Origin of the sequence: Microcoleus sp. AT3-A2, from assembly GCF_036705685.1 — a bacterium.
Lineage (GTDB): Bacteria > Cyanobacteriota > Cyanobacteriia > Cyanobacteriales > Microcoleaceae > Microcoleus.
On record NZ_JAUBVF010000015.1, the window covers coordinates 40,821 to 52,679 of the forward strand.

13 protein-coding genes are annotated in these 11,859 nt (G+C 46.0%); 6 read left to right on the plus strand and 7 right to left on the minus strand.

Going from position 1 to position 11,859, the window contains the following annotated elements; all coding sequences use genetic code 11:
• Positions 1 to 445 precede the first annotated feature (445 nt).
• Together QUB37_RS11560 and patD are read right to left on the minus strand one after the other, a co-directional pair.
• Positions 446 to 1,030: a zf-TFIIB domain-containing protein gene (locus QUB37_RS11560; RefSeq protein WP_333156811.1), complete on the minus strand. Its 585-nt coding sequence runs from the start codon at positions 1,028 to 1,030 to the stop codon at positions 446 to 448.
• A 45-nt stretch (positions 1,031 to 1,075) separates the two neighbouring features.
• Positions 1,076 to 1,474, minus strand: a complete 399-nt coding sequence (gene patD, locus QUB37_RS11565) for a heterocyst frequency control protein PatD (protein WP_333162010.1) — start codon at positions 1,472 to 1,474, stop codon at positions 1,076 to 1,078.
• 462 nt (positions 1,475 to 1,936) lie between these two features.
• On the opposite strand from patD, the gene QUB37_RS11570 reads away from it, so the two are divergent.
• Genes QUB37_RS11570 through QUB37_RS11580 form a run of 3 tightly spaced genes read left to right on the plus strand, consistent with a single transcriptional unit; the run spans position 1,937 to position 4,784 of the window.
• Positions 1,937 to 4,210 carry a bifunctional (p)ppGpp synthetase/guanosine-3',5'-bis(diphosphate) 3'-pyrophosphohydrolase gene (locus QUB37_RS11570; RefSeq protein ID WP_333162012.1) on the plus strand — a complete coding sequence of 758 codons (2,274 nt, stop codon included), beginning with the start codon at positions 1,937 to 1,939 and terminating at the stop codon, positions 4,208 to 4,210.
• 15 nt (positions 4,211 to 4,225) lie between these two features.
• The gene (locus QUB37_RS11575; RefSeq protein ID WP_333101993.1) at positions 4,226 to 4,543 is read left to right on the plus strand and encodes a DUF6883 domain-containing protein; all 318 of its coding nucleotides are present in this window, start codon (positions 4,226 to 4,228) and stop codon (positions 4,541 to 4,543) included.
• A 16-nt stretch (positions 4,544 to 4,559) separates the two neighbouring features.
• Positions 4,560 to 4,784 (plus strand): DUF4926 domain-containing protein, encoded by a 225-nt coding sequence (locus QUB37_RS11580; RefSeq protein WP_333162015.1) that lies wholly within the window; start codon positions 4,560 to 4,562, stop codon positions 4,782 to 4,784.
• Between the two features lie 346 nt (positions 4,785 to 5,130).
• Here QUB37_RS11580 and QUB37_RS11585 read toward each other — a convergent pair whose 3' ends face one another.
• A complete protein-coding gene (locus QUB37_RS11585) occupies positions 5,131 to 6,051 on the minus strand; it encodes a glycine betaine ABC transporter substrate-binding protein (protein WP_333162018.1) in 921 nt (306 codons plus the stop codon).
• A 178-nt stretch (positions 6,052 to 6,229) separates the two neighbouring features.
• On the opposite strand from QUB37_RS11585, the gene QUB37_RS11590 reads away from it, so the two are divergent.
• Complete coding sequence (locus QUB37_RS11590) at positions 6,230 to 7,597, plus strand: aldehyde dehydrogenase (protein WP_333162021.1); 1,368 nt, start codon at positions 6,230 to 6,232, stop codon at positions 7,595 to 7,597.
• A gap of 268 nt (positions 7,598 to 7,865) precedes the next feature.
• Positions 7,866 to 8,216, plus strand: coding sequence for a 4a-hydroxytetrahydrobiopterin dehydratase (locus QUB37_RS11595; RefSeq protein ID WP_333162023.1), 351 nt, complete (start codon positions 7,866 to 7,868; stop codon positions 8,214 to 8,216).
• Between the two features lie 26 nt (positions 8,217 to 8,242).
• On the opposite strand, the gene QUB37_RS11600 is transcribed toward QUB37_RS11595, so the two are convergent.
• A complete protein-coding gene (locus tag QUB37_RS11600; RefSeq protein WP_333162025.1) occupies positions 8,243 to 8,977 on the minus strand; it encodes a response regulator transcription factor in 735 nt (244 codons plus the stop codon).
• 595 nt (positions 8,978 to 9,572) lie between these two features.
• On the opposite strand from QUB37_RS11600, the gene QUB37_RS11605 reads away from it, so the two are divergent.
• The gene (locus QUB37_RS11605) at positions 9,573 to 9,827 is read left to right on the plus strand and encodes a DUF6761 family protein (RefSeq protein ID WP_333101986.1); all 255 of its coding nucleotides are present in this window, start codon (positions 9,573 to 9,575) and stop codon (positions 9,825 to 9,827) included.
• 324 nt (positions 9,828 to 10,151) lie between these two features.
• Here QUB37_RS11605 and grxD read toward each other — a convergent pair whose 3' ends face one another.
• The 3 genes from grxD to QUB37_RS11620 all read right to left on the minus strand — a co-directional run bounded on the left by grxD (position 10,152) and on the right by QUB37_RS11620 (position 11,603).
• On the minus strand, positions 10,152 to 10,475 hold the full coding sequence (gene grxD / locus QUB37_RS11610; RefSeq protein ID WP_333042762.1) for a Grx4 family monothiol glutaredoxin: 324 nt from the start codon (positions 10,473 to 10,475) through the stop codon (positions 10,152 to 10,154).
• Positions 10,476 to 10,676: 201 nt separating this feature from the next.
• Positions 10,677 to 10,937, minus strand: a complete 261-nt coding sequence (locus QUB37_RS11615; RefSeq protein ID WP_333068825.1) for a BolA family transcriptional regulator — start codon at positions 10,935 to 10,937, stop codon at positions 10,677 to 10,679.
• 42 nt (positions 10,938 to 10,979) lie between these two features.
• On the minus strand, positions 10,980 to 11,603 hold the full coding sequence (locus tag QUB37_RS11620; RefSeq protein WP_333162028.1) for a hypothetical protein: 624 nt from the start codon (positions 11,601 to 11,603) through the stop codon (positions 10,980 to 10,982).
• Between the last annotated feature and the right edge of the window lie 256 nt (positions 11,604 to 11,859).

Consider the following 11,859-nt stretch of genomic DNA (forward strand, 5'->3'; position numbering starts at 1 on the left):
GTCTGTTAACTGTTGTCTGTTGTCTGTTGTCTGTTGTCTGTTGTCTGTTGTCTGTTGTCTGTTGTCTGTTGACTGTTGACTGTTGACTGTTAACTGTTAACTGTTAACTGTTGTCTGTTGTTATTTATTATTTATCAATATACGGGCGGTTAGTTGTTAGTTATTAGTATTGTTCAGGACTTATTAGTTATTGGCAAGAGACCGATATGCTGTTTGTAAATACCAATAGAAATTGCTACACACAAAGATTTTATCACTACATCATTAACCGACCAACCGCTTACTAACAACAGTCAACAGTCAACAGTCAACAGTCAACCGTCAACCCTCAAAAGATTTTATCACTACATCATTAACCGACCCGCAGCTTACTAACAACAGTCAACAGTCAACCGTCAACAGTCAACAGTCAACCGTCAACAGTCAACTGTCAACAATCAACTGACTAAATTTCCTTTCGCTTCAACTCAGCTCTCCGCAGTATGTAAGTAGCGGCACAATCTGCGTGAGGATGGTCTGCCAAAACTTCCGCGAGTTCCAACACATATCCGGCGATATCCGGCCCCAGCTTCTCAGTCAGCACTTGACGTTCCCGAGAGGCGAGTTCTTGCACGCGGGCCTTAGCTTGCCAATTCGGAGAAAACATCTTGTCAATCTCGGTGTGGAATCCCAGACTTTCGAGAATGTCCCACTCGCCGTTATCGCACCAAATGCCCCCGCACAACATACAGCGCTCTATGTAAAAGGGCACTCTGCTGAAAGGAACTTTCGCCCGCGACAGATAGTGACCGTCTTCGGGACACAGCGCTGCTTTGCTATCGTAGACAGACGGGGTGAATTCTATGCCGAGAGTCGCTGTCGCATCAGGCTTCTCGGATTTGTTGTACCACTGGCTTTGCTCTTTTTGCCAAGCTTCGTATTCCCTGCCTGGAATCCAGATACCGTAACAGTTGGGACACCACTGCACCGACATACGGCCGGCTAAGGTACCGCCTTCTAAATTGGGATGTTTACATTTTGGACATTCCACCGCTTTATTTCTCCTTGCCTTATTAATTCCCTGTTAATTCAATTATTAATTCTGTATCTGGGCGGGCCCTGAAGAACCAGAATTTTTTTGCAGCAGCGCGCCACAGTAGCCAATTAGCGTGTTAAGCCGCGTGAGCGCCCCAGTTTGCCTCGCCTTTGCTGTCGCTGGCTGGCGCGACGCTTGCAAAAACGTGACATCTGTCCCCAATAACCGCAGTTGCTTGTGAATTTCCGTCAAATAAGACTGCTCTGGGGGTGTTTCTGAGGCGTCTAACTCATCGCTTTCGGCTCTCATAATTTGGTTTCCGAAAAATTGTTGCACTTTTCTGTATTCGATCGCCAGCGCGGCCCCATCCAAATTATCCTGTGCAGCAGTTCTTTGTAGTTTTTCTAGTGCTTGCTGTAATTCTTGGTAGCGCTGGCGGCGGTCTTCGGACAATATCATGATTTTGTAAACAAATTTGTATTTATAATCAAGGTAGATACTTACTTAAGTTTGCTCATATGGAGGGAAGGCGTGCGTTTTTGGAGCAATTCCCTGTTTTGTGAGAACTTTTTTTGATTTGCTGCCCTAACTCTACGCTTCTGGCTGCTGCTTTCTGTTTAGGGTTGCCGGTAAATGCCGATCCCCCGCAACCTCAACTGCTACCGCCAAAATATGCTTATTTTACCCGATTTTCCCCGATCAACAGACTGCGGCGGCAGCAGTGGTGTCACTATATTTTCCTACCTCCGAGGGGGGACGACTCGGAATTCGATAGGTATAGTTTGAGAAAAATCGACTATTTTTTTGAATTGCAAATTGTGGCATTCAATTAGTTTAGTATAGCTAAACACATAATTTCCGCAATTCAACCGGAAACCGGCTTTTAACCATTTGTATTTCTAAGTTTTAAAGGTGTACCCCATGAACGCGAACACTCTGACTCCCTCTCCTTCGATCGATCCTGCTGTAGTTCCCGATTGGCTGCAAGAATGCCTGAATACTCGATCGCAGCCTGATGGAGACCCTAACCCGAATTGCTCGACGGACGACAGCTTAATTTGTCGGGCCTTTGAATTTGCCCGCGACTTGCACGAAGGACAATACCGCAAATCGGGAGAACCTTACATTTGCCATCCGGTAGCTGTCGCTGGAATACTCCGGTATATGGGCGGCAACAACGTCATGATTGCCGCGGGCTTCCTCCACGACATTGTTGAAGATACAGATATTACTCTCGAAGAAATAGAACAGCGGTTCGGCGCCGAAGTACGACAGTTGGTTGAAGGTGTCACCAAGCTTTCTAAGTTTAATTTTTCCAGCAAAACAGAGCGCCTTGCGGAAAATTTCCGCCGAATGTTCCTAGCAATGGCTAAAGATATTCGCGTCATTGTCGTCAAACTGGCAGACAGGCTGCACAACATGAGGACTTTGGAGCATTTGTCCGAAGAAAAGCAGCGCAGTATTGCCCTAGAAACCCGAGATATTTTTGCTCCCCTAGCAAACCGTTTGGGTATCGGCCGCTTTAAGTGGGAATTGGAAGATTTAGCCTTTAAATACCTGGAACCCGAAGCTTACCGCGAAATTCAGGAATTGGTGGCGGTGAAGCGAGTCGATCGAGAAACTCAACTCGCAGAAGTCACCGATAGTTTGCGAGAAAGGCTTGACAATTTAGGCATTAAATGCTATGAAGTCAGCGGCCGTCCCAAACATTTGTACGGAATTTATGGGAAGATGCAGCGCCGCCAGAAAGGGTTTAACCAAGTGTACGATATTGCGGCAGTGCGGATCATAGTAGAAACCAATGATGACTGTTATCGGGCTTTGGCGATCGTCCACGATTCTTTCCGCCCGATTCCCGGCCGCTTTAAAGATTATATCGGTCTACCAAAAGCCAACCGCTACCAATCTTTGCACACCGGAGTAATCGGAACCAGCGGTCGCCCCATCGAAGTGCAAATTCGCACCGTAGCAATGCACCACATTGCAGAATACGGCATTGCCGCGCACTGGAAATACAAAGAAACTGGCGGTTCTAACACAACAGTCACCGGCGACGACGAAAAATTTACTTGGCTGCGGCAACTCCTAGAATGGCAAAGCGACCTCAAAGACGATCGCGAATATTTACAAAGCATTAAGGACAACTTATTCGACGAAGATATTTACGTTTTTACTCCTAACGGAGACGTGATTGCTCTCAATAGCGGATCAACTCCCGTAGATTTTGCTTACCGTATTCACACAGAAATTGGCAATCACTGCACCGGTGCGAGAGTCAACGGGCGAATGGTAACACTAGACAAGGTTTTAAAGAACGGCGATATTGTAGAAATCTTGACCCAAAAAAATGGTCATCCGAGTTCCGACTGGCTGAATTTTGTCAAGACAAACGGTGCCAAAAACCGAATTCGCCAGTGGTTGAAGCGATCGCACCGAGATGAAAATCTCGCTCGCGGGCGGGAATTGCTGGAAAAAGAATTAGGTAAAAATGGCTTAGAATCTTTGCTAAAATCTGAACCCATGCAATCGGTGGCTCAGCGCTGCAACTACCACAGCGTCGAGGATTTAATCGCCGGTTTAGGCTACGGCGAAGTGACTCTAAATCTCGTAGTAAATCGACTGCGAGATTTAGTAAAAGTGCAGCAAAAAATTGAAGCTGCTCCCGCAGGAACCCACGAAGTGCCCTTGCTAATACCTGCATCGACGGCACCGAAACCAGTACCGAGTTCGTCTCCGAGCAAATCGCCCATCGCAGGTGTAGAGGGATTGCTCTACCATTTATCCGGCTGTTGTTGTCCGATTCCTGGAGAATCCATCATTGGAGTTGTGACTCGCACTCGCGGAATTTCGATTCACCGGCAAGGATGTTCAAATGTTGAGAACGTGCCTGGGGATCGCTTGGTTCCTGTGAGTTGGAATTCCAGCAACCGCAATGAATCTCGACCCAACACTTATCCGGTTAACATTCAAATTGAAGCCCTCGATCGAGTGGGAGTTCTCAATGATGTTTTATCGCATTTGAAGGACAACCAAGTAAACGTCCGCAGCGCTCAAGTCAAAACCTACCCCGGATTGCCTGCATTAATTGACTTGTGCATGGATATCCAGGATAAACAACAGTTCGAGCGGACTTGTATGCAAATTAAAAAGATGAGCGATATTTTGAATTTGCGGAGGCTGAGCGAAGGGACTTAACAGGAAATTCTTCCTATGGCAAAACTCAGCCTTAACTCGGTTATTCCTTCAGCAAAGCTGACCAACTATTTATTAATCCGGCTTCCTAAAGACGACAAATCTCAGTTTCTCGATCGAGGTGGTTACAGCATAGAAAACTGGCAACAGCTCGATCGAGATTTAAGAAGCCAGATACTTCCTCTGGAAGCGGAGCAAATGGAAAACACCAGATACGGTCAAAAGTACATGATTAAAGGCAGTTTAACAGGTCCAAACGGTACGATTTTACAAGTTAAAACCGTTTGGATCGTTACTCCATCCGAAACCAGATTTGTTACATTAGTTCCTGATTGACAAGAGGTTAAACCCCATGAAATTTGAACTGTTTTCACAGGTAGCATTGCGAGAAGATATTCCTAAGTATGGCCTAAAAAAAGGTGATACAGCAACTATCGTTGAACACTACCAGATGCCGGAAGGTGAAGAAGAGGGTTATAGCTTAGAGGGTTTCAATATCGAAGCAATTACAGTTGAAGTTGCCGAGTCCCAGATTGAAGCAATAAAAGCTCCTGTTTTGCAGCTTGGAAAATATTGATTACCATTCGCCTTCCACCAGCCTGCGATGAGAGCGACTCATCTTGCGACGCAAAATTTGTTCTTCTTCAGAGAGAGGTGCTTCGCAAGCAGCATTAATTTTTTCTAACAGTTGTTGATTTTCGCGACGGCGGATAAATTATTCAAGCGCTATTTCGATCAAAAAACTCTGCGAAATTTGCATTTCGCCAGCTAATGTTTCGGCTTGTTCAAATAAAGATGCTGGCAATGAGATAGCAGTTTTGACAGTTGTCATAGCTTTATACCTTCATTTATTTATATGAGTCTAACTAATAGTATAGCTAACCACAATAAGGTTCAGCAAACAGGCAGAACAATGAAACCCTTTATTTCGCCGGAGTTACTGGCTTTGACACGCCCAACTTTTGCTGCAAAAACTCCCGCGCCACTTGTCCTGCTTCCTGCTGTTCCCCGTCAACTTGATAGTTGAGTTTCCGCATATCTTCCTCGGAAATTTTGCCGCCCAATTCTGCGAGCACTTGACGCAATTCTGGGTATTTTTCCAAAATTTGCGATCGCACAACCGGAACTGCTTCGTAGGGCGGGAAATAGTTCTTGTCATCTTTGAGCACTACTAAACCCAAACTTTGAATCAAACCGTCCGTCGTATTACCAGCAATCACATCTACTTCTTTTTGTTGCAGCGCTTGATAAAGCAATCCTAACAGCAACTCCTTCGGTTGTTCTCGAAATTTAATCCCGTAAGTTTTAGCCAATCCGGGAAATCCATCTTCTCTCTCGTTAAATTCTGGGCCAAAACCAGCCCGGAGGTTAGGTGCAGCTTTCCCAAGTTGCGAGAGAGTTTGTAAATTTAGTTTTTTGGCATCGTTTCCCCGCACAATAATCGCAAAACTGTTATTAAATCCCAGTGGTTCCGTCCATTCTGCTTTAAACTGTTTGGGATATTCTTGTTTGAGGTAATCGAGGACTTTTTTGGGGTCAGAAATCTGTTTTTGTTTGAGCAGGTTGGCGTAAGCAGTACCCGTGTATTCTACGTACAAGTCGATTTTACCTGCTGTTAGGGATTGATGGCAAAGCGAACCTCCGAGATTCTGTTCTCGTTCTACTTTTATATCTGTTTTAGCTTCGATGTGCTGTGCTAAAATTTCTGCGAGGATGACTTGTTCGGTAAAGTCTTTCGAGCAGATGACAACTTGCTTTTCGGGCTTAGAGGTACATCCTGCTACTGCAAGCAAGCAAAGCAGCCAGCAGGAATAGAAAAAAAAATCGTTCTTAGATATTTTCATCAGCGAACTCCATTGTCATTTCCACAATTATTAGCTTCTAATTTATAGCATTTCTAAATGATTTGTAAAGGCAAGGCCCCCGACTTGTTCAATAAGTCGGGGCTCTAACACCGATCGCACTTTACCCAAGTTCCGTTTTCCTGTTGTAACATTTATTGATAGACATGGAGGAATAAATATGGTAATCAGAGTCAGCGATATTATCCAGCGGCAGCGGCAATTTTTTGCAACTGGGAAAACTAAGGATGTGGATTTTCGGATCGAACAACTCAAGAATCTCAAAAGTGCGATCGCTTCCAATCAATCACGGATTGTGGATGCTGTCAAGGCGGATTTGAACAGGCCGGAGTACGAGGCTTATTTTGAAATTGCTGCGATCGCAGAAGTTAATTATGCCATCAAAAACGTTAAATCGTGGGCAAAGCCGAAAAAAGTGCCTACTTCGATCGATCAATTCCCAGCATCGGCCCGCATTTACCCAGAACCTTTGGGCGTAGTTTTAATCATCGGGCCTTGGAATTACCCATTTCAGCTAATGATATCACCGTTGGTCGGGGCGATCGCCGCAGGCAACTGCGCCATCCTCAAACCTTCAGAAATCGCCTCGCACACGTCGGCAGTTGTCGCCGACATGATTACCAAAACCTTCGATCCCGCCTACGTAGCCGCCGTCGAAGGAGGAGTAGAAATCAGCCAACAATTATTAGCCGAAAAATTCGACCACATCTTCTTTACAGGCGGCACAAAAATCGGTAGAATAGTCATGGAAGCCGCAGCTAAACACCTGACACCTGTTACATTAGAATTAGGCGGCAAAACTCCTTGTATTGTAGACTCAGATATTCAAGTTGAATACACTGCTAAACGCATTGCCTGGGGCAAATTCATCAATGCAGGTCAAACTTGTATCGCTCCAGATTACCTGTTAGTTGATAAAAAAGTAAAACCCGATTTGATGCAGGCAATAAAAACAGCAATTCACGGATTTTACGGCGACGAGCCCCAGAAAAGTCCCGACTATTCCAGAATTATTAATCAGCATCATTTAGGACGTTTGGCAGAGTTTATCAAAGACGGAGAAGTTGTCGTCGGCGGTCAAACAAACCCCGAAGATAAATATATTGCACCCACGGTTCTCGACAAGGTTTCCTGGGATGCGCCTGTGATGAAGGATGAGATTTTCGGGCCGATTTTGCCAGTTTTGGAGTATGATGATTTAGGGGAGGCGATCGCCCAAATCAACGCCCGTCCCAAACCCCTAGCTTTGTATTTGTTCTCGAAGGATAAAGATAAACAAGAGCGAGTTTTGCGGGAAACTTCTTCCGGCGGAGTTTGCATAAACGACACGGTTATGCAAGTCGGAGTAACAAGTTTGCCTTTTGGCGGAGTTGGCGACAGCGGCATCGGCACCTATCACGGTAAAGCAAGTTTTGACACTTTTTCGCATCAAAAAAGCGTGCTGCAAAAGTCATTTTTACTTGACTTAAAATGGCGCTACGCTCCCTATCTAGGTAAGTTGGATTTGATTAAGAAAGTTATCGGTTGATCGATCGCACTTGGAGGGGCGGGTTCACCAACGTTTACAATATCAGCAAGATAGCAAAATCAACCCGCCCCTTCCTGATATTATCGGTTAAGCGATTCCACGGTGAACGATTATTTCCATAAATTTTAAATGATTGCTCATCGGTTTTTTGAAAGATTTCGATCACACTCTCTACGTCACTCGTAAATGACAGTTGCCCCATCCCAAATAATTCACATTAGAAAATGTCTATAATGTCTTTTAGCATCTTCTCGCTAACAAGCAATTTATGGAACCTTTAGCAAAAGAACACTGTGCCGCCTGCCGCCCAAACTCTCCCCGCGTCACAGCTTACGAAATTGTCCAGCTAAAACCTCAAATTCCCGACTGGAATTTAATCGAAAAAAATGGCATTCCCAAAATAGAACGCACCTACAAATTCCCGGATTTCAAAAGTGCGATCGCCTTTACAAACAGCGTCGGCGAAGCAGCAGAAACTGAAGGACATCACCCCGAACTGTTAACCGAGTGGGGGAAAGTTACCGTTACTTGGTGGACTCACGCGATTTCTGGACTACATCGCAATGATTTTATTATGGCAGCGAAAACAGATGCGATCGCCAATCAATTCTCAAAATAAAATCCGACTTATAGCCCGATCGTACTCTAAGAACTCACAGCTCCGGGTACCAGCGGAGAATGCCGTTGATTCCCATTCAACAACTCCAGATTGAGTCGGTAGCCGACATTCCGTACAGTTTGAATCAGGCTCGGCTGTCGCGGGTCGATTTCGATTTTTTTACGCAGAGAGAGTACGTGAGTGTCGATCGTCCGGGGGTTATCAATCGCATCGGGCCAGGCCCTCCGCAGCAAATCCGATCGCGACAGCGGCACTCCTCCAGCTTGAGCTAGCACGTACAGCAAGCTAAATTCCTGGGGAGTCAGCTCAATATGTTCCTCGTACAACCTGACTCGGCGCTGCACCAAATCAATTTTTAGCAGCCCGCACTCCAGCGTCGCCGGCGGTAGCATCGTGCGGTTGCGGCGCATCAGAGCTTCCACCCTGGCCATAAACTCTTGCATCCCAAAGGGTTTAGTCAGGTAATCGTCTGCCCCCGCCTTCAAACCTTCAACAATATCCGATTCCGAATTCCGCGCCGACAGCATCAAAATCAGTGACTGCTGCTGCTGTTGCAGCCAGTGGCAAAATTCCAAACCGTCCCCATCCGGCAATTGGGCATCCAGAATGACTAGGGTTGGCTGGCGGCTGAAAAATATTTCCCTAGCGTGACTGATATCCGCTGACTGGTGCACCCAGTGACCGACTTGCTGTAGATGCCAGCCCAAGAGCGATCGCAGGTGCGGATTCCCTTCAACAATTGAAATACTTGCAGATTCCACAGAGGCGAGCTTCCCATATCACTAATTGCTACAAGGTTAACAGAGCTTTTGTCAAGCTTTTGTAACCATCGCTACTCAAGCATTAGCTGCGTTTAAAGCAGCGGACACACCCAGGGTAGGAATTTTAAATATTTGGTTAATTTGGGAGGGTCAGCCTGCAGAAAGGTTAAATCATTCTGGCGGTAAGCTTACAATGAAAATAAGACAGTGTAAAGCCGATCGATCCCATGCCCCAACCGCCTGCCAAAAGCGATCCCCCCGACCCAGCCCCCACTCCCAGGAGGTTGACAAATCGCGCAAGTGAAACTAGAATTCCTCCAACCGTTCGCTCGGTAGCCGGAACACTCAGCCACTTTGACCGCCAAATTCAGCAATATCCCGACTCTATTAAACGCACAGCGAATTATCTAGGTGCGCGCACAAAGTCGAGCAACTGCATTGCAACGAGTGAAATTTTTTATGGAGGGTAGCCTGTTGAGCAGGGTAAAAACTTTTATTTAGAAATAGCCCCAAGCTGAGCCACTCAGCATCAATCGAGGCCATTCCTAAATCCCGCCGTCATTATACAAACCACAAAGGATTTCAAACTCACACTATGCTACAAGACACCCAAACAATCCGGCACTACCAAAAACTCACCGACGCCCTCGTCGAAATGTGGAATAGAGGTTATCGCTTTGATGACCTGCGGCTTTACTTAGACGGGTATTTAGCAGCCCTGCGACATTCCAACAGTTTGGAGCCCTATCTGATTCACAGACTAGAGGAAGAAGCAGCGCGTTACATTCACGACCCCTCCAATTTTGCAATGCCACAGACACAGACACAGGCTGAATCAGACTACTATTAAATAGCAAATTCGGTTTGATAAACCCTTGATGAATTGGGAATTGGGAATTGGGAATTGGGAATTGGGAATTGGGAATTGGGAATTGGGAATTGGGAACTTGTACTGCCCTTAAATGGTTCCCTTGCTCGGCCAGGGAACCGATGTCCAGAGGCTCGGCCTCGCTTTCGGAGCCTAAAACTTGGATGCCGAGCCGACCGTATTGGGTTCCCCGCCTCTGCCTGGACATAAGTAATTAAGTAAATTAACTTAATTCAACGTAAAACCCGATTGCTGTTATTTCCCCGACTTCTTTAAGAAGTCGGGGATATGTTTTTTCTGTCTAATTTAAGAAGCCAAAGCCACTTCTACTACTTCTTGCAATTCGCCCTTTTGATACATCTCGATCATAATATCCGAGCCACCAATAAACTCGCCGTTGATATAAACCTGGGGAATTGTCGGCCAGTTGGAATACTCTTTAACGCCTTGACGAATTTCCTGGTCTGCCAAAACATCAACTGTTTCGTAAGGCACTCCCAAAGTATTGAGAATTTGCACCACAGTATTAGAAAAACCACACTGGGGCATTAACTTATTGCCCTTCATAAACACCATGATTTTATTTTGCTTAACTAACTCGTCAATTCTTTCATGTGCTGCTGTAGTCATGGTAGCTCCTAATATTGTTTGAAAAATTTTAAACGTTGACTGACGCAGAAACCGGGTTTTTTAGGACAATCTTTCGTTACAGCCATAGATTCCGGTTAAAAAACCCGGTTTCTTTGGTTTTTGTGCGTAAGTGCAGCAGTTGTATTTCAAGCAACTATTGACAGAAGCACAAACTTGTGATAGCTAATTGCCTCTCAACAATTAAGCAACTTGACTTTTCGCTTCCCATTCTGCGGGAGTTAAGGTTTCCAAGCCCAAAGCGTGGATGGCTTCACTAGCCATTGCCTGTTTGAGAGCGCCGTAGACCAGTTGGTGCTGCTGTACTCGGCTTTTTCCTTCAAAGGCTGCTGAGACGACTCTCGCCTGGTAATGGTCACCGCCACCAGTCAAATCCTCAACTTGTATTTTAGCGTCGGGCAACCCTGCCTTAATCATTTCTGCTACTTGAGACGGTGTAACCATTGGTTTCTCTGATAAACGGCTGTAATTTAGATTTTAGTGGAACTATTTTGTCGATGAGCTCGGTTGAGTGCTGGCAGGCCGGGGAAAGGGCGAATCCACAAAACCCAATTCCAGTAACTGCTGGTAAGCTTTCTTGCCCAAGTCGCGAGTTGGCTGCTGCGATCGAATAATCTGAATCAGCAGGGGCACAGCCAGTTCGGGCTTATTTTGCGCCCGGTGTACCAACGCCAGCCGATAGGTAGCTTCGTCGCGCATTTGGGCCGTTTCTACAGCTTTGGTGCGGTGGCTTTCGGCCAAGCGGATGTCAATTCCGGCAAAACTGCTACCCAGTTGTTGGTAGAAGTTGGACAGTTGATTGAAAATTTGGCGGGATTCTTGGAGTTTTTGAGTAGCGAGTGCGTAATTCTGAGAGGAAATAGCACTGCTGGCTTCTGTCATCAAACGCTGGCCTCCTTGGACGCTCAGCAGACTGCTGTCTTGCGTCAGAGGGCGAAGATTGTTGGGGTCTGTGGGGTCGTCGGCGGGATCGACTTGCTGTTGGTTCTCTGGCCCCGAAGGTTGTTGTGCTTGGACTTGGAGCGGTTGCAACAGGGTAAAAGCTGCGATCGCCCCGATCGTAATCCGGGCAGTGGAGCGAAGCCAACAAACAGTTCCAGAGTATACCATGAAATTACTTTGCGCCTATGCGCTTTAAAAAAATATTTAGCTTGAGCCGATCTTACCATTGGCGATCGCAACCGGCTAAGTGTAAACCAAATTTGTTGAAATGTCAAAGGGTGCGATCGGGAGAAAAGCTCAAAACGAGTTTTCTGTGAGGTGGTTTATCGGAAAAACACCCAGCCATCGAATAAAAATCGCCGGTTGAAACCGATCCTACACAAACTTTGGTCTCTCTCGCTTGAGACTAATGGAGTTAGTAAGG